The organism is Fodinibius roseus (genome assembly GCF_900129315.1).
GTDB classification, from domain to species: Bacteria; Bacteroidota; Rhodothermia; order Balneolales; family Balneolaceae; genus Fodinibius; species Fodinibius roseus.
Map to the genome: position 1 here is coordinate 222484 of NZ_FQUS01000002.1, position 18860 is coordinate 241343.

Sequence of the window (18860 nt, forward strand, 5' to 3'; positions counted from 1 at the left end):
GTTAATAATTGGTGCCAATATCGTACCGAAACCGGTAAACTGCCGATTTTACAGGCTGTAGAACCGAAATTTTCCAATTTGACATTGTGGAATTCGGAATGCATCAAAAGGGCAGGACAGGTGCCCAAAAGGATGTCACAGTAGTGCCTTTTCTTCAGTAAAATAAAGAATGGCGATAAGCAAGGGCATCAAAGTATTACTTCAGTAAGGAGAACGAAGAGAGCCGGATGCCCACCAGTTTTTTCTTTTGGCATACTGAATGATTTTGTATCTCTTACTTTTGGTAAGGAATATAATAAGAATTATTCAACCTGTTTTTTTGTTATACTAACCGTTGAGAGGTTAGAAATAAAAATAACAAAAGACCTGACAGTGTGCCAACGAATGCTGGTTCCTGTTAACGTCTCAACGCTTTCAGGTTCTACAGATGCTGACAGGTTGTTTAAAAGTCAGCCGCACAACGCGTTTATACTAATTCCATTGGAATTAGAAAAAAAGAGAGATACGTTATGAAAGAAATACGAGTGGATGAGGTACAACTGGAACTCAGGCGCGGGGATATCGCCAATCAACCGGATATGGATGCGGTGGTCAATGCGGCCAATGCCCAGCTCCGAACGGGGGGCGGAGTAGCCGGGGCTATTCACCGGGCGGCGGGACCTGAACTCTCGGAAGAGACGTGTTCCATGGCCCCGATAAAGCCGGGAGAGGCCGTGATTTCGGGGGGACACCAGCTGCCCAATGAATATATCATCCATTGCCTGGGTCCGGTCTACGGTCGGGATAAACCGGAGGATAAATTGCTCGGATTTTGTTATAAGAATGCCCTAAAGGTTGCGGAGGATCACGGCATAGAGCGCATCGCTTTTCCCGCCATCTCCACCGGCGCATTTGGCTATCCGCCCCGGGATGCCGCACATGTGGCTTTTACAACGATCCAAAACGAAATTCCCCAGCTACAGTCGGTGAAACTCCTACGCTTTGTGCTGTGGGGAGAAGACGCGATGAGGATCCATCAAGACGTGATGGATGAGGTTTTCAGCTGACGGTTGTCCCCGGTTGATGCTGTACATAAAATTAAATTATATGTATAAGGAAAAAATGTTCTGTCCCTCGCAGAAGGCATGGATCATAGCCATACGATATAATTAAAGACCTGCCAACCATCCCTGTCGCTCCGTTACATTCTAGCGGGAGATCGGGAATGGCCTTGGTGATGATCCGAGTTAAATGAGCAGCGGTTTCTGTTGTCATGCTGCATAGACAGGGCGTTTGATAAACTACCCGTAAATCCGGTTGAGCAGGTAGGCCAGCCGGACGCCTGCTTTTAGCAATTGCCGGTCGATCGTCGGACGATGGACGTACTGGTAGCGGTAGCCGAGCTGCCGGTCGTCGGGCAGTTCATAAACCTTTTCCCGCAGCTCCATCGTCTCATGAGCCCAATCCAGCACCTTGCCCTGCTGCCACTTGGAGAGCTGTTCTTTGGTGGGGTGATTGATCGCCTCCGAGAATTCCGAGTAGCTTAATTTCGTCTCGTCGATCATTTCGGAGTCCCACACGCGATGGAGATTCGACGGCTCATAAAACCACTCGACGCGGGTATCATTTCCGCCGCGGTCCTCGCCCGTTCCGATATGCATCGGCTGATGGAGGTCGCCGACCAGGTGAATGAGCATTTTTAACTTTTCCGCTTCTTCTTTATCCGACAGGTAGCCTCCTTTCAGCTCCTCAATAATCGAGTGCAGGGCGTTTATCAGATCGCCATTGGGATTTTTTTCGGTTGCTTCATATCTCTTTCCATCGGGAATGGTCACCCAATGCCAGTCATGAGTGTAATCGTAGCGGGAATCCGATCGTATCTTATCCATCCAGGTGCTGGCGATAGCCATGGATTCGAAGCCAAGGATGTTCTTCACGGCCGTTTGGGCCTCTTCGTTCAAATAATCCGCGGCAATATCGCCGGTGATGCGATGGCCGGTCTTTCCCCACCTGTTATCTTCGAGATGGGTGGCAGAAAACGTAAACAGAAGCGTAAGGAGAACAAGGATGTGTTTCATATAAACAGAGATTATTCGGTAGTTTTAATGCTCAGGTCAGAACCCTTACCAAAACAGTTCACAAAAGATTATGGAGAAGGCACCGGGACTCGCCTGTGAGTCAGTCGTGAGGGTCTTCCCTGAGCGCCTTGCAGTAAGCAAGCCCGGGCGACCAGAAAATATGGATTGAAAGGCTAAAAAAATAGATTTAAACTTTCTTAATATAACGACCGCACTATTTTTTTGGATATATGATGTATGAATTTTTAAATATAGCTTTTATCGTCTTCCATACGGCACTGATACTGTTCAACCTTTTCGGATGGATCTGGAAGCGCACGCGTCGGTGGAATCTTTTGACGCTGACAGCTACCGCTTTTTCATGGTTCATACTGGGAATTTGGTATGGATTCGGATACTGTCCCAGTACCCACTGGCACTGGCTGGTGCAGCGGGAGCTGGGTTATTCCGATATGCCTGACTCCTACATCAAGTTCCTGATACGGGAGCTGACGGGCCTGGATTTCAGTGCTGCCTTGGTAGATACCGGCACGGCGGTCTGTTTTTTCATGGCCCTGGCCGTTTCTATTGCTGTCAACGTCAGGAAATAGGAGCCGGGGGCAGGTAACAAAATCTACTGCGAGGGGGTCGAATGGGGCTATCTTTCAGCCCATTTTTTTCGTTAAACAGATCCGCCGGGTCGACTCAAAAGATTCCAAAAAAGGGCCCAAATCCTTGCCTCGCTTTTCACACGATCTGCTACGTCCGGGAGACTGTCGGCTACGCTGACTGTTTTCCGGATAATTGTTCAAACAGTTCTTTCTCTTCCGCCGATAATTTCTCGGGCACCTGGATTTGCAGTCGGACCAACAGGTCTCCTTTTTTGGAAGGAGATTTAAACTTGGGCATGCCCATTCCATTCAGGCGAAACTGCTTGCCGCCCGAGCTGCCGGCCGGGATCTTGATTTTTGCTTTTCCGCCCAGGGTCTGTACGATCGTCTCTCCCCCGAGCACGGCCGTGTACAAATCCACCGCATGGTCGATATACAGGTTGTCACCTTTTCGCTCATAGCCCTCCGGCATGGTTATTCGAACCGTGAGGTACAGGTCCCCGCGCGCAGCGCCGCGGCGTTGGGAAGCTCCTTTTCCTTTAAGCTTGAGTCGCTGTCCGTCGCTGATGCCCGCCGGTATCTTAACTTTCATTTTTTCACCGCCCACCCGAACGGTTCGGGAGGTCCCCTCATAGGCTTCTTGCAGTGAAATAGTGACCTCCGCCTTGATATCTCTGGATGTCTTTTGCTTTTGCCGGCGGCGGGACGAGTGGGCGGTTCGTTGCTGTTGTCCCCGGGCCTGGGTTTGCCCGAACGGATTTCCGCCGCCTCCGAACAGGGTCTCAAAAAAGCTGGAAAAGGGACTTCCTCCCCCGGAGGAGGTTTCCCCGTCAAAAAAGTCATCCATGTTCACCCGGTATGATTGCCGTCTTCCACCGCCGAAGCCCCGCCCCTGCTGCTGTTGCTGCCGGGCATACTGCGACCAGTCGAAGCCGCCCCCGCCATTGCCGCCGGCCCGCTGGTACTTTTTCCAGTCTTTGCCCACTTTGTCATAGAGATCACGCTTTTCGGGATCACTCAGTACTTCATAGGCCTCCCCGACCTCCTTGAACTTGTCTTCGGCGGAGGCATCATCGGGATTTTTGTCCGGATGATATTTGGCCGCCTTCTTCCTGTAGGCTTTTTTTATCTCATCCTGCGAAGCGTTCTTGGAAACACCCAGTATGTCGTAATAGTTTTTGTATTCCATTTCGTTTGTTGTAACTCGTTAAATATCAGTTACTTAACGAATATCGGATATCATTAAAGTAACAAATAGACAACCATTAATCGCACATTCATTCGCCTTTCAAATAATAAATATGCAAAAACAATACCTACGGTCCATACGGTGTCATAATTTCACCTTATCTATCAAATAGGCGGGGTTCCGTGCGTCCATAAGAAAAGCCCCTCCGAACGCTCATCCAGAGGGGCCTTTGCAGGTTAACCGCTGCTGTTCAAACGCATCAGAGTTCAAAAGCGATATATTGTTTGTTGCCTTGTCGAAGTACCCGCAGGAGCACGACTCCGTCATCCTCTGCGATCGCGCTGATCGCCTCCCTGAATTCCGCAACAGAAGTTACGGGGTTATTGCGACCGACTTCTGTGATCACATCGCCCCGCTGAAGTCCCTGGCGCTGCGCATTACTTCCGTCGGTAACTTCCGTGACGACCACGCCCTGTTGTCCCGGATCGAGCTGCAGCTGCCGGGCGATATCCGCCGTGAGCTCGCGAACGCTGAAGCCGAGTTGGTCGTCCATCGACTGGTCATTCGCCGGCCTGTTCTGTTGTGCCATCATCTCCTCGGGCATTTCGCCCAGGGTAACGGTAATGTCCCTCGTTTCGCCATCCCTGTTGATCGTCAGGGTTACCTCATCTCCGGGCGAAGCGGTACCGATAGCCGTCCGGAATGCGGGCCAGCTTCGCACCGCTTCGCCGTCAATGGCCTGAATGACATCATCTTCCTGCAGGCCGGCTTCTTCGGCGGGACCATCTTCCGCAACGCTTCCTATAATAACTCCATAGGGCTTACCAAGGTCCAGGGCCTTCGCCATGGTAGCATCGACTTCGCCGCCCATTGAGATGCCGAGATAGGCCCTCACCACGTGGCCGTGTTCGATAATCGATTTCATAACGCTTTTAGCGATATCGATGGGCACTGCAAAGCCGATGCCGTCATTGCCGCCAGAGCGCGAAGCGATAGCGGTATTGATGCCAATCAGCTCGCCATCCATATTGACCAGCGCCCCGCCGGAGTTGCCGGGGTTAATAGCGGCATCGGTCTGGATAAATCGCTCATAGCCTCCCTGCTCTGCGAGAATGCCGATGTTCCGGTTTTTGGCCGAGACGATCCCCTTGGATACGGAGTGCGCCAGATCGGCTTGAAGCGGGCTCCCGATAGCGAGGACCATCTCTCCCACGCGGATCTGCTCGCTGTTTCCCAGCTCAATAACATTCAGATCCTCTTTGTCCACTTTTAACACCGCAATATCGGTCTGGGGATCGGTCCCCACCACCTTGGCAGTGGCCCGTTCATCATTGTAAAACTGGACTTCGACCTCGTCGGCATTGGCCACCACATGATTATTCGTCAGGATATAACCATCCTGCGAGACAATCACCCCGGAACCGAGTCCCTGTCGCTGGTACCGCTCAGGCTCTCCCTGCGGATTGCCAAAGAAGCGCATGAGCGGGTTTTGCCGCTCTATCGTTTTGGTCACGGTAACGGTTACGACCGTGGGACTGGTTTCCTCGGCTATATTCACAATCGCATCATTAAAGTCTTTGAGGGTGGGGACGGACTGCTGGTCGGCTTTCTCAACCTCGGTAGTGGGACTAAAGTCGGGCATCGTAAACACAGATGCCTGTCCCGAATCGAGATCGATGGTATAAAAACCTACAAGCAGTATCGCCACCAGCGCCCAAAGAAGGTAAGACGAACGTATATTTTTCATAACAACACCATTTTTAAGTAAAATTAATAAATTTTATAAGTTCTGATAGTTCAATAAACCGTTTTTGAGAGTAATTATTGTATGGTTACCGCAACTTGATTTTTGAAGAGGTTATAAAATCAGTCTTTTGACCATATCGCTTGTAATCCTCTCATACGGACTGTTTACTACGTCTTCAACCTCCCTCTGGCCTTGGCATTGGGCAATTCCTTAATTTTCAAAGCCTCTTTTCATGCGTTGTGCGGTTAACTGTGTTGACAGCATGCTAACGGGGGTTTATCCCTCCCAGCGTCTTATATCTAAGCAAGAGCTGCAGCTCTTACGGGTGCCGGGGCTTGTTTGGAATCCAACCGCACAGCGGGTTTCTCTCAATAAAATTAAAAACGGAAACTCCCTGTCACAGGAGTTTCCGTCTTAGGGAGCTAAGGGTCTACACCTGTTTCGTTAGCTGATTTCAATTTGTTTTTTCACCTTTTCCTCATCCTTGTCGATACTGATGTTCAGCAAACCGTCTTCATAGGAAGCCTCGATGCTCTCTTCATCCACATTGTCCGGCAGTTGAAACGAACGGTTGAAAGAACCGTATCGTGTTTCTACGCGATGAAACTTTTTGCCTTCTTCTTCTTTTTTGAAGCTGCGCTCACCGCTGATCGTTAACCGGCTGTTTTCAAGATTGATGTTGATATCTTCTTTTTTCATGCCCGGCAGTTCAGCGGAAATCAGGAACTGATTATCCGTTTCGGAAATATCAATGCTGGGGGTAAAATTGTTGCGCCGCGCACTTACGGCTTCATTGAAGAACTCGTCCATGATATCGGAAAACCGTTTTGACATCAGGTCATCACTGGATCGATTATATCTTGCGAGTGTCATAATAAATACCTCCTGAACGTTTTGTTAAAAAAAGTTACTTGATTGAATCAAACTCACTTTTATAGAAGCAACAGCTGTGCCAAGACCTGTCTCAGGGAATGAGGCTGACATTCAGCCAGTGATGAACTGCGGTTTTTACAGAAAAAGACAAGAGGATGGAAAAGTTGTCATTCACTGCTCGTCAAAGCGACAGGAGGCTGTTTTTGTGACAGTGAATCCGGTCGTCCGTATACTACCACAACAGGATATGAATCATCGAGTGGTAGCGTTCACCTCCGGGGGAACAGAGAGATAAAATTTTTATATGCATTTAACCAACAGATGCTGACAAAAAAGGGCAAAAAAGTACATTGTATGGTTGAAATAAACTAAATAACGCTTGATAAATTAAGTATATTAGCCAAAAGAACGGTTTTGCAAAGCTTTCGATGGATGTTAAGTAAAACAATACGCTGGAGTTCGTACTAAAAGGTGCCTGATGGGTTCTGAGGAAAAAATGGATGGTGATGATTCAAAATGGGTAGAGGCTCTTAACCATGGAGATTCATCGGCTTTCGAGCAATTATTTGCCAAATATTATAGCAGACTCTCGCGTTTTGCCTATCGCTATGTTCAATCCGAAACGGTTGCTGAGAGCCTGACGCAGGAGGTGTTTGTCAACGTATGGAAGCAGCGGGATCAGCTGGATCCCGGCCGGAACATACGCTCTTTCCTGTATCAGTCGGTTCGCAACGAGGCCCTGGATTACATCGAACATAAAAAAATCGTGCGTGACAAGCTCTCTCGTCTCAAAGTTACCCGTGATACGGTGACCCACCCTGAGAACTCTTCCCTTGATAAACAAAAATTTTGGTCTCTTGTCCAGGAGCAGATAGAAAACCTGCCTCCAAAAACCCGTCGTATTTATAAACTCAGCCGCAAAGATGGGTTGACGTATAATGAGATCGCTGATGTGCTGGATATTTCACCTAAAACCGTGGAGTATCATATCACGAAAGCGCTTGAAATGTTGCGTCAGGAACTCGAAAACAGTCTTTCAGCCCTTTATTTATGAGAAACGGGATTGTATACTACTTGCCCCTTGCTATGTATTCCTCCATTCTCGCTGCCTGAATATTCCGTATAGATGGTTGCCGTAAGCACTATGGGGTAGCTTGTCCCGCCTTTCCTGCAGCCAACCACTCGCAGAGCCATTCAAGAAGCCTGCACCCCCCTCTTCCTATTGTATGGAAAATACGTGCCCGTATATTCTGAAAAATTATTTATAAAAATATTTAGGGGGTCGGGGTTTTCATTCGTATTGATGTGTTATCGAGCGATTTTAGCACGCATCATACGCTCCGAAAAAACCGGGCCGTGAAATGGTTCTATGTGTTGCATTGAGAATTCGCGAATGCCCGGGAGTGAGAAATCGGGTCAGCGCTTGTCTTGCGCTATGGTCCGATATGCAGGCCGGAAAATAATAACAATCAATAGATCACACGATGGAGGCTTCACTGCTGTCTAAATATCTTTCCGGGGAGTGCACGGAAGAAGAAAAGAGAAAGGTACGATCCTGGATTTCCGAAAGTGAGGAGAACCGGAATTTGTTGCGCAACATGAAAAAAATATGGGATGTTGAGCCCAGGGATGAATTTCAGCCTGAAATATCCGCAGGATATGAGCAGGTTAAAAAACGGTTACGACAGAACCGGCATACGCAGATGAACCTCCGGGACGGTGCAGGCGATCCTGGATGGAAATCGTCCTATAAGGCTAACTACCCCTCCTCTCATGAGAGTCGACGATCCTATGTCTGGACGGCTGCCGCAGCAATTATTGTGTTAATTTCCATTTTGTCGCTGTTGCAATTCATCCCACAGCAATCGGAGCCGGCCGTTTCGGAAAGGCAGGCCTTAGAAACAGCCAGGGGTGAACGTGCCTCGTTTACATTGAGGGATGGTTCAAAAGTTACCCTTAATGCTGACAGCAGGCTGGAGATTGCATCCGAATTTGACAGCGAACGGCGGGAGGTATTCCTGCAGGGAGAGGCTTACTTTGAGGTGGTTCCCGACCGGAACCGCCCGTTTATCATTTATTCAAAACAAACCTATACCCGTGTATTAGGCACGAAGTTCGGTATCTCCGCTTATCCCGGGGACTCAAAAGTACATGCGGTTGTAAAAGAGGGCCGGGTTCGCTTCGGCATACAGCCCGATTCGCCCCAACCCGGGGAGGCAGCGGAATTAAAGGCAAATGAAATGGCCGAAGTTGAGAAAGACGGCACGATACGCCAGCAGTTATTAACGCATTCGATGGCTCAGTACCTGGGATGGAAAGATGGCAAGCTGGTTTTTGAGAAAACTCCGCTGCGACAAATTATTCCGAGACTGGAACGATGGTATAACATAACGGTAGACCTTGAAAATGCCGATCTGGGTGAACGCCTTTTAACGGCAACTTTCCGGGAAGAATCCCTGAATGAGGTCCTTGGCATCATAGCACTTTCCCTGGACCTCAATTACCGGCGTCCGGCGGACCATAAGGTTATTTTTTCAGATATCACTGAGCAGAGCTAAGATTGTTACGGATGGTACCAATAAGTAATAATAAGACAACACAAAGTTCTCTATTAACGAAAACTACTATGGAAAACGTCATACAACGATACGGACATAAGGGCAGGGGTGGCAACAGAATTGTGGGGCTATTTTGCCTGATGCTGCTGCTCCTGCTCATTCAGTCGGCCCCGGCGCAAGATGCCGATCCCGACCAAATTTTAGCGGAGTCACAGCAGCTGCACCCGGAAATGGAGTTTGTAAAGAGCAGCGAGGGAGAAAACCAACGGCTGCTGCACCAGACGATCAGCCTGGATATCCACCGGCGAAGCCTTCTCCAGGCCCTGGAACAGGTGGCAGGCAAGACAGATTTCAGTCTTTCTTACGGGATGTTGAATATTCCCATGGAAAAGGAGGTCACTCTTAAAGAAGACCGGATTACGGTAAACGAAGCACTGTGGAAAATACTGGAAGGCACCGGCCTGCATTTTGCTATCTCTTCGAAGAAACAGCTGGTTATCTTTAAACGCTACAGCCCCACTCTTTCGAAGCAACGGGTACAGCAAACGGGAACTGTTGCAGGAGAAGTGGTTGAAGCCCGGAGCGGTGAACCCCTGCCCGGGGCTAATGTCATCCTGGAAGGGACCAACCGGGGAGCCTCTGTAGATGCCAGTGGCGAGTATGAAATTACCGGCATTGAAGAAGGTACATATACGCTTGTAGCCCGCTTTATAGGGTACCAACCGTATAGGGAAGAGGTTGCAGTTGAAGCGGATACCCGGCTGGAAGTAAATATTGAGTTACGCAGGGAAGCGGTCGGACTGGATGAAGTCGTGGTAACCGCGACCGGGGAAACCCGCTCACGGGAGGTGGGAACCAGCCTGTCCCGGATCAACTCGGATGATTTTGCGGCGTCGGCGGCCAGCGACCCCCAGGAGATACTGACCGGACGCGTTACCGGGGCTACGGTACTGGCCAATGCCGGGAACCCGGGCACCGGAGGTACCATCCGGTTAAGAGGGAACAACAGCATCACGCAGAGCAACAACCCGATTATTTATGTGGACGGCATACGCATAAGCGGCGATGATACCCCGACTCACCAGGCATCGGGTCAGTCGGCTTCCCCCCTGAACGATATCAATCCCAATGATATCGAAAGCATTGACGTGGTAAAGGGGGCAGCGGCTACGACCTTGTATGGGACCGAAGCCTCGGGCGGCGTGATCAGAATAACGACCAAGCAGGGAGAGGCGGGTCAGACGACCTGGAATGCAGGTATTACCGGCGGGTTCAATAATATGGGCCATTTTGGTCCGAAAGAGGATAACCCGACCGGTCTGTTTGTCGGTCGCTGCCGGGGCGAGGGATTGGAAACCTACGACGGAATTGAATTTCAGGAGGCCAACTGTCCGAACAGCGGATCCTGGCTGCAAAATGGCCTGGTGCAGCGTTACAATTTGAGCGTATCGAGCGGCATTCAGGATTTTTCCTATTATATTTCCGGTGAATTTGAAAATGAAGAGGGCGTTATAAACGGGGGAGGCGGCACCCGGGGAGTGGGATTCCGCGGAAACTTCCGGTTTCAACCTGTTGAAGATGTGACCATTACCTATAACTCTTCCTATAATCATGATAATACGGACTGGGTGCCCTCCGGCAACAACGGGGATGGATTCGTATTGAACGTCACACGGGGACCGGGAAGCAATTTTTCCGGTGCATCCGGTTGCGACGATCCCGAGGCGATATGCGTAGACAACCGGGAGATTCTGGAAAGCAAAAATATCAGTAACCGGGAGCATTTTATCAGCAGCCTTGTGGTAGAGGCCAATCCAAGCGAGCGCCTGCAGAACCGCTTGACGTTTGGTTACGACTATAATACCTCGGAACTGGAATCTACCCAGTACTTTGGGTATTCCCGGACTCCATTGGGACAACAAAGTATCGTCGATTGGAAGAAAACGGTTCTTTCCCTGGAATATTTAGGCACATTTGAGCACTCGTTTACACAGGATCTCGGTTTGACCGTCAACTGGGGGGCACAGATTTTCAATGAGAACACCCAGACGACCCGTCTTTTTTCCGAGGATTTTTCGGGTCCCCAGGAACCGACCCTGATTTCAGGGGCGCGCAAGGATATAACGGGGGACAGCAGAATAGAGGTAACCACCGGGGGCGTATTCGGACAGGCTGCGGTCGATATCAATGATCAGCTGTTTTTGACGACAGGACTGCGCGTAGACGGTCACTCGGCTTTCGGTGAAAACTACGGGTTGCAGGTATACCCGAAGGTGAGTGCTTCCTATGTGGTGTCCGATTATGACTTTTGGCCCACCTCGTGGTGGAATACCATGCGGCTTCGCGCGGCCCTGGGAGAGTCCGGCCAGGCGCCGGGGGCCTTCGATGCGGTACGGACATGGTCGCCCATAGCAGGGGAAGACGGCCAGCCCGGCTTTACCCCCAACCAGATCGGTAACCCGGATCTGGGTCCGGAGAGAAGCCGGGAGTTTGAAACCGGATTTATGGCAAGTTTCCTGGACGGACGCATTACCACGGATGTTACCTATTACAACCAAACCACAACGGAAGCCTTGATTCCCGTCCCGGCCATACCATCTGAAGGCTTCTTGTCCTCACAGGTCCGCAATGTCGGTGAGCTCACGAACAGTGGTATTGAGTTTGATCTGGATTTAGGTCTGCTGAGAAGGCCGGGCCTCGAATGGGATATGAAGTTCGGCTTTTCAAAAGAGGAAAGTGAAGCCGTGGATTTGGGAACGACGGATAATATCGAGGTTGCCTTTTTCGGGCGGACCTACATACGGGAAGGATACCCGGTGCCCGGAATATTCGGGGCCAGGATTACGAACCCGGATGAAATCGCTGATCCCGAATACCAGGAGGATGCCTATTTCGGTCCCGCTTACCCCGATAAATCCATATCACTGGGCACCACGGTTCGGCTGATGGATAATATTACGCTGGATGCCCTGGGCGAGTACAAGTACGGCGGCTATATGGTGAATGCCACGGCCTATCAAAACGGGCGAAGAGGGATTTGGCCTCCGTGCTACGACTTGCAGCGGCAGGATGAATCTTCCCTTACGGCCAGCCAGAGGGCCAGGTGCGCCCTGAATACCGGGGAAGTGTCTCCCAGGTATGATCACTGGATCGAGTCCACCGATTTTTTCAAGCTGCGGCACGTGTCCCTGACGTATGATCTGCCCCGGGAGTGGATGAGAGGAGCCGTAAAATCTGCTTCCCTGAAAATAGCGGCGCGCAACTTGTTGACGATAACGGACTACTCGGGTACGGATCCGGAACTGGATGACTACCGGGGAAGCCTGGCACGCCGGGATTATTACGCTATGCCGACGTACAGATCATTCCTGGCTACATTTAACTTCCGGTTTTAGAGAAAATATGCGCATCTGCAAGAAATCTATTAAATGTTTTAACGATCCAAATATTTCCAAACTTATGAAGAAACAAATCTCAGTTGTTACCGTAATCGCATGTATATCCGTCATTATACACGGATGCGATGTCCAGAACCCGGGTCCCATTGAAGAAAGTGCTCTTAATTCTCCCGAAGCCGTGCCGGGCATTGTAGTCGGAATGTCGGCCGATCTGTCCGTCGCTTACCGCCAGACCACCATATGGGGAAGCGTCTGGTCGGATGATATGACACACAGCGGAACGTATGCTGCTCCCACGGTCTTCAGTACGGGAGAAATTAATAGCGAAGACGTTGATACGTGGTGGGACTATGCGCATCGTGCCCGGTGGGTAGCTGAAAGCGGACTTGAAAGAATAAATGACATTCTCGGGGACGAATTCAACAGCAGCGAAAATGTAGCCAAAGCGTATCTTTACGCGGGTTATTCCAATCGAATACTGGGAGAAAACGCCTGTTATGCGGTCATCGATGGCGGTGAACGGCAGGACTTCACGGTCCATTTTGACAGGGCGGCGGACCACTTTACCGAAGCGGCAGGCATCGCTGAAAACATCGGCAACGAAAATCTGCTAATGGCGGCATATGCCGGACGGGCGTCCATGGAGGCGGCCCGGGGCAACTGGACGGCGGCCGCGGAGGATGCCGGCAGGGTGCCGGTTGACTATCGTTTTGAAGCTGTGTACTCGCTGAATACCGGCAGGGAGAATAACGACTGGCCTCCCAATACCATTGAACGGGGAGAATATACCGTATGGGATACCCCCTGGGAGGGGGTGGACGACCCGAGGCTGCCCCAGGAGGTGATCCGGACAGCCGACGGGGATACGGCCACAGCAGCCAACGGAAGGAGTCCCTGGATCACCCAGCTGAAGCATGAGACCGATGCCGATAACATCGCCCTGTCGAAGGGAACGGAGATGTTGCTGATCCGGGCGGAAATGCAGTTGAGGGAAAACCAGGACGTCAATGAAGCCATGGAACTGATCAACCAGGGCCGCAGCTACCACGGCCTTGATCCTTTAAGTGCCGGCAGTATGGAGGAAGCCTGGCAGCATCTGCAGGAAGAACGAGGAAAAGATATGTGGCTGGAAGGGCGGCGATTTTGGGACCTGCGTCGCTGGTACGGAGAGTCCGGTCCGTCACATCATAATTATCTCGAGGCACAGGATCGCTGTGTTCCCATCGGCCAGGGAGAGCTGAATATGAATGAAAATTTATAATTCGAATTAAGCGCCCGTTGTCTTACCTTCGAAAGAGGACAAGAAAGAGAATGCGACCGGGCATGCCACTCCTCATCTCCCCGGCGGCTGGAATCGGTCTCCGGGCGGATGCTCTCGGCCGGAGGTCAGCTCACCGCTATGCCGGGATGAGTGGTTGAAAAATCACGGCCCGAAACCCGGGCTATTAATGCGTTAAAAATTAATTCCTGATCATGCCTTTTATGGACCTGTCATCACCAAAGCTGGATAAAAAAAATTTTTCGGGAAGCGTATTACTATGCTCCATACTTTTATTGCTGGGATGTGCCACCTCGCAATCCCAGGTAGATCCGTCCCCAACCTACCAATCCGATCATGGGAAGAAGCTGGTTGGCGAGGAGGCGATGGTAAGTTCCGCTCACCCGCTGGCGAGCGAAGCGGGGCTCAGTATGCTGGAAAAGGGCGGCAATGCAGTTGATGCAGCCGTTGCCACTGCTTTTGCCCTGAATGTGGTGGAGCCCAATATGTCGGGCATCGGGGGTGGTGGAAGCATGCTTATATGGGACCATGAGAATAAGCAGACCGATTACGCCGATTTTTATACCGCCAAACGGGCCGAGACATACAGGGACCTGGACTACAGTCAGTTTGAAGACGGGGCATTTAATCTGTTATCAACGGGCATTCCCGGGACCGTGGACGGGTTACTACAGGCCCTCGAACGACATGGGACGATGAGTCGCGAAGAAGTCATGGCACCCGCCATCAGGTATGCCCGGGAAGGGTTTCCGGTATACCTGACGCTTGCCCGGTTCATCCGGGACAACGAGGAAAAGCTTTCGCGCTACGAAGGCGCCCGGAGGACATTCTGGCCCGGTGACGAACCTCTCGCGGTGGGCGAAATATTGAAGCAGCCGGAGTTGGCGCGGACCCTGCAAAATATTTCGGATGAGGGAGCTTCAGCCTTTTACGGGGGCGAAAATGCCCGGGATATGGTTGAGCTGCTTAACAAGGCCGGAAACCCGGTAACGGTCAAGGATTTTGCTGAATATGAGCCGCAGTGGGACAAAGTCCCGCTCTGTGGTTCGTACAATAACTATACGGTATTGTCGGCTCCGTTACCGCAAACGGGTTTTTATATTATACAGGCTCTGAATATCCTGGAGAATTATGACCTGGACCAACAGGGACTGCCTATCGTTTCGGCCCAGGCATTTGATATTTTAAGTTCCACCATGCGCCTGAGTATTGCCGACCGTTCGGAATACGGAACCGACCCGAACTGGGAGGATATCCCGATAACCGGACTTATTTCCAAAGAGTATGCGGAGAAGCGCCGCGAGCAGGTGGGACAGGGAACGGTGCCGGATGAGATAGAACCCGGCGACCCGTCTGACTATACTCTCCGGAATACCTTGCCGCAATGCAGTGAAGTGGGAGCCGGGCGTTCAGCAGACCTGGAGAAGCCTGACAGACCTGAAATCAAACGGCCGGCCGCAAGCTATGCCCATACTGCGGATTCCTTTGACAATGATAACTATGAGTACGCAGAGGAAGGAGCCGGGGAGACAACGCATATATCCGTCGTCGACCCGGAGGGCAACGCAGTATCCTTTTCAACGACCTTAAGCCATGTATTCGGGTCCGGAGCCTGGGTTAACGGGTTTTTGTTAAATAATTCCGGTTTTAATTTTTCCTATCTGGATGGGGAGAAAGAGTGGAATTCCAGTCACCCGTACCGTATCCGTGCTTCCACTATTTCTCCCACGATTATCCTGGAGGATGGGGAAGTCCGCCTGGTCATCGGCGCCCCGGGCGGGGGACGAATTCCCACGGCCATATTGCAGAATATTGTCTATATTCTCGAGTATGGATTGGATCCGCTTGACGCAGTGAGAATGCCGCGGATCTTTCCCGGTTCCTCGAATCCGGAAGTACAGGTAGAAAAGGGATTTGACCATGATGTGCTGGCGAAGGTGCGAAACATGGGATATGACGTTCAGGCCCTTTCAAGTGGATATGCCCGGTTATATCTTGTTTCAGTCGAGGAGGGGAAAATCATCGGGGTTTCCGATCCCCGCCACGACGGCGAGCCCCGGGGCTTTTAGTGGGCAGCATGCAGCATCCTTGATTTCGGTTGGCTTTTGTAAAAGAAAATCAAGTGCCATACTTCTCTCATGACCTGTGAGTACCCTTCAGGCGACTGTTTTTGTCGCCGGCGATAGTCTTACCTTAGTTACTGGTTAATCCGCCTGGCCGTAACTTGAGCACCGGAGGGACAGTGGACCTTGCATGAGATCAAATTATTGATAATAATGCCGTGCTAAAGGGGACAAATCACAAGAAGCTAAAATAAATGGCAAAAACCGATGGAAAAACATATTATTACCTCCTTTAGCTGGTGCTGTACCCTCCCGAACAAAATGCCTTGCTTATTTGCAGGCCGTTCTTTTTCCGCACAGGCGTTTATTATTACGGCTATTCTTCTCACAGCTGTTGTTGTCCCTGGAAAAGCACAGAGTGACAGCGAAAACGATCCGGGCGAGATACAGGTTGCTACTTTTGAGGCGGACGCCACGCCTGATATTGGTGAGCCCCTGGCCTACAATCCTACGAAAAGAATTGAAAAACCGCTCTCTGCCCGGGGGATCGTGATCGCCGGCGACGGAGATCCCATTGTTTTATGTGCTGTTGACTGGATCGGTGTCAAAAGCAGGGCTGCGGCGGCCTGGAAGGAAGCTCTTGCCGGGGCGGCCGGCACCACTCCCGACCGTGTCTCACTGCATGCGCTGCACCAGCATGATGCCCCGAGAGCTGACTTTAAAGCCCTGGATATTCTCAATGAGTATGGTATTGATCCGGCGGGGACCAATGTGGATAACCGGGCATTTGTGGAACAGACCATCGAGCGATCGGCCGAAGCTCTCCGGGAGGCTATGAAAAATGATCTACGGACCGTTACCCATGTGGGGACCGGCACAGCCCTGGTCGAAAAAGTCGCTTCGAACCGACGCCAGGTGAACCGGGAGGGGAAGGAGTTTCTGGGACGCATGAGCTCCACGAGCGACGTAGAGGCCCAGCGGGCGCCGGTAGGCACTATCGACCCGGAAGTCAGGCTGGTGAGTTTCTGGAACGGAGATGAGCCGCACGCCGTACTCAGTTATTATACGACCCACCCGCAGAGTTACTACCGTACCGGCGGGGCCAATCCCGATTTTGTAGGTATTGCCCGCAGCACCTTTGAAACAAAGACCGGAATCCGACAGGTTCATTTTAACGGCGCGGGAGGCAACATCGCTGCGGGAAAGTGGAATGACGGGTGGACCGAAAAACGACAGATTCTGGCTGACCGGCTTGCCGAAGGGATGCTCAAAGCCTGGGAGCAAACCGAGCGCACTCCCGTGGATGCGAGTCAGCTCGAATGGCGTATCGAGCCGGTTGCACTGCCGCTTGGTGACCATATAATCAAGGAAGAACTGGAACAGACCCTGAGCCGGGCGTCGGAGATGGATGAAAAACCTACCGGTGCTGCCAGCGACCTCGGATGGGTACGCCGCACGCTGGAAGGGGATGAGATCAATTTGACCGCCCTGCGTATCGGACCAGCCCGGATCCTGCATACCCCCGGCGAACTGGCCGTGGAGTACCAGCTCTTTGCCCAGTCACTTTATCCCGGTGATTTTATTGCCAATGCTTCCTACAGTGATTATGATCCTGGGTATATCAGCACGGAAATCCAATACTTCCAGGGAGGATATGAAGCCAGCGACCGGGCATCGAACGTAGCCCCTGAAGTCGAACAGGTACTGCTCCCGGCCATCCGGGAGGTCCTTGCCTTTGAGGCTTTCCAGCCGGATCCCAAACGGTTGGCCGACCTCGGTTACCGCCTTGAACGTTCGGCGCTGCAATACGGCTACGACGGACAGTATTCCTGGGTGAACGGGCGTGCCGGTGTTATTCCCGCTCATGCATCGATTAATCCCATCGGCAGGCCGACCGTCATCTTTACCACCCATAAAGTCGAGCATTCAGGTCCCGACGTTCTCCGGGGACTTCACTACTTTCGCAGTCGCGACCTTGGACTGAGCTGGGAAGGTCCTTTCGAGGAGCCGGTGTTTCAGCGGGAAGCGCTGGATAAAGAGGAGGGACATGACCGCCTGGTCAGTGATTTTGTTCCGAAATATCATGCGGACAGCGAGACTTTGCTGGGCATCGGACACAGTGCGGTGTATGATGAAAATAACGTGGTAGCCGGCAAACAACGCGCTATCGCCTACGCCACTTTTGACAAACAAGCGCAACGGTGGTCGGACTGGCATACCTTTGGACTGCCCTCCGGTATCGGGATAGATGAGGGAGCGGTTGCTTCCGGTCGCCGCGTCGACCTGGAGGATGGCTCTGTCCTGTTCCCGGTCCATGGCATGAATGAAGAGGGGTCACAGCGCCAGATTACCGTTGTTCGCAGCCGGTTTGACGGGGAAACCCTTGAATATGTCGAACACGGCAACCCATTGACTGTAGATGCCGGAGCTGAACGTTATGAACCCTCCCTTGCCGAGTACAGGGGCCGCTACTATCTGACCTTCCGCAGCGACGAAGAGGTATACGTCGCCCGCAGCGAAAACGGGCTCACCTTTGATAAACCGCAGTCCCTGAACTTTGAAGATGGTTCGTCTCTGGCGGGTAACAGCAGCCGGCAGCAGTGGGTTCCGCATAGCGGTAACCTGTACCTTGCTTACCTTACTGAAGGGGGTAAATCACTGATGCTTGCGCAGGTGGATCCTGAATCACTGCATATCGTTGGGGAAACCGGGCGGGCGATTATCCCGGCCGAACGCGGCGGTTCCCTGGATAATCTGGGCGTCACCGAAATAAGCGAGAATGAGACCTGGGTCATTGCTACCGAATGGCTTGAGCCTTCCATCGTCGGGGGTGAATACGCCATTGACAATTTGATCCATATTGCGCGGCTCAAGGGACTGTAGCCGGATGAATGAGGTGATAACCACCGCATTTCAGGGCCCGGCAAAGGAGGCTTGACGTCTGTCCCGCATGGTGCCCGGCTTGCCAGGGTTAAGCCATGCGATGAAGCGCCCCCGGCGGTATGACTTTTTCTTGCGGGCATCTAATAATAGGGTGTTTAAAAAACATGGGAAAAATGTTATATTAATTAAATATTATAAGGTTAATTTGATATTATTATAAAAA

At 51.5% G+C, this 18860-nt stretch carries 12 protein-coding genes; 8 read left to right on the top strand and 4 right to left on the bottom strand.

Annotated elements, in window-relative coordinates; all coding sequences use genetic code 11:
- Positions 1–509 precede the first annotated feature (509 nt).
- Complete coding sequence (locus BUB16_RS02810; protein ID WP_073059305.1) at positions 510–1046, top strand: macro domain-containing protein; 537 nt, start codon at positions 510–512, stop codon at positions 1044–1046.
- Between the two features lie 234 nt (positions 1047–1280).
- Here BUB16_RS02810 and BUB16_RS02815 read toward each other — a convergent pair whose 3' ends face one another.
- Positions 1281–2057, bottom strand: coding sequence for a S1/P1 nuclease (locus BUB16_RS02815; RefSeq protein ID WP_073059306.1), 777 nt, complete (start codon positions 2055–2057; stop codon positions 1281–1283).
- A gap of 230 nt (positions 2058–2287) precedes the next feature.
- Between BUB16_RS02815 and BUB16_RS02820 the strand changes: the two genes are divergently transcribed.
- On the top strand, positions 2288–2647 hold the full coding sequence (locus BUB16_RS02820; RefSeq protein WP_084087986.1) for a DUF2784 domain-containing protein: 360 nt from the start codon (positions 2288–2290) through the stop codon (positions 2645–2647).
- Positions 2648–2816: 169 nt separating this feature from the next.
- Here the strand turns inward: BUB16_RS02820 and BUB16_RS02825 are convergent, their stop codons facing one another.
- The 3 genes from BUB16_RS02825 to BUB16_RS02835 form a co-directional block, all read right to left on the bottom strand.
- The gene (locus BUB16_RS02825; protein ID WP_073059308.1) at positions 2817–3836 is read right to left on the bottom strand and encodes a DnaJ C-terminal domain-containing protein; all 1020 of its coding nucleotides are present in this window, start codon (positions 3834–3836) and stop codon (positions 2817–2819) included.
- A gap of 259 nt (positions 3837–4095) precedes the next feature.
- Complete coding sequence (locus BUB16_RS02830; RefSeq protein ID WP_073059309.1) at positions 4096–5583, bottom strand: Do family serine endopeptidase; 1488 nt, start codon at positions 5581–5583, stop codon at positions 4096–4098.
- A gap of 444 nt (positions 5584–6027) precedes the next feature.
- Positions 6028–6456, bottom strand: coding sequence for an Hsp20/alpha crystallin family protein (locus BUB16_RS02835; protein WP_073059310.1), 429 nt, complete (start codon positions 6454–6456; stop codon positions 6028–6030).
- Positions 6457–6934: 478 nt separating this feature from the next.
- On the opposite strand from BUB16_RS02835, the gene BUB16_RS02840 reads away from it, so the two are divergent.
- The 6 genes from BUB16_RS02840 to BUB16_RS02865 all read left to right on the top strand — a co-directional run bounded on the left by BUB16_RS02840 (position 6935) and on the right by BUB16_RS02865 (position 18637).
- Positions 6935–7510 carry an RNA polymerase sigma-70 factor gene (locus BUB16_RS02840; RefSeq protein ID WP_073059311.1) on the top strand — a complete coding sequence of 192 codons (576 nt, stop codon included), beginning with the start codon at positions 6935–6937 and terminating at the stop codon, positions 7508–7510.
- A 430-nt stretch (positions 7511–7940) separates the two neighbouring features.
- A complete protein-coding gene (locus BUB16_RS02845; RefSeq protein WP_073059312.1) occupies positions 7941–9014 on the top strand; it encodes a FecR family protein in 1074 nt (357 codons plus the stop codon).
- A gap of 68 nt (positions 9015–9082) precedes the next feature.
- Entirely contained in the window at positions 9083–12409 is a 3327-nt protein-coding gene (locus tag BUB16_RS02850) for a SusC/RagA family TonB-linked outer membrane protein (protein ID WP_170864262.1), read from the top strand.
- A gap of 64 nt (positions 12410–12473) precedes the next feature.
- The gene (locus BUB16_RS02855; protein ID WP_170864263.1) at positions 12474–13673 is read left to right on the top strand and encodes a RagB/SusD family nutrient uptake outer membrane protein; all 1200 of its coding nucleotides are present in this window, start codon (positions 12474–12476) and stop codon (positions 13671–13673) included.
- A gap of 221 nt (positions 13674–13894) precedes the next feature.
- Positions 13895–15760, top strand: coding sequence for a gamma-glutamyltransferase family protein (locus BUB16_RS02860; RefSeq protein WP_170864264.1), 1866 nt, complete (start codon positions 13895–13897; stop codon positions 15758–15760).
- Between the two features lie 261 nt (positions 15761–16021).
- Positions 16022–18637: a sialidase family protein gene (locus BUB16_RS02865; protein ID WP_073059316.1), complete on the top strand. Its 2616-nt coding sequence runs from the start codon at positions 16022–16024 to the stop codon at positions 18635–18637.
- Positions 18638–18860 lie beyond the last annotated feature (223 nt).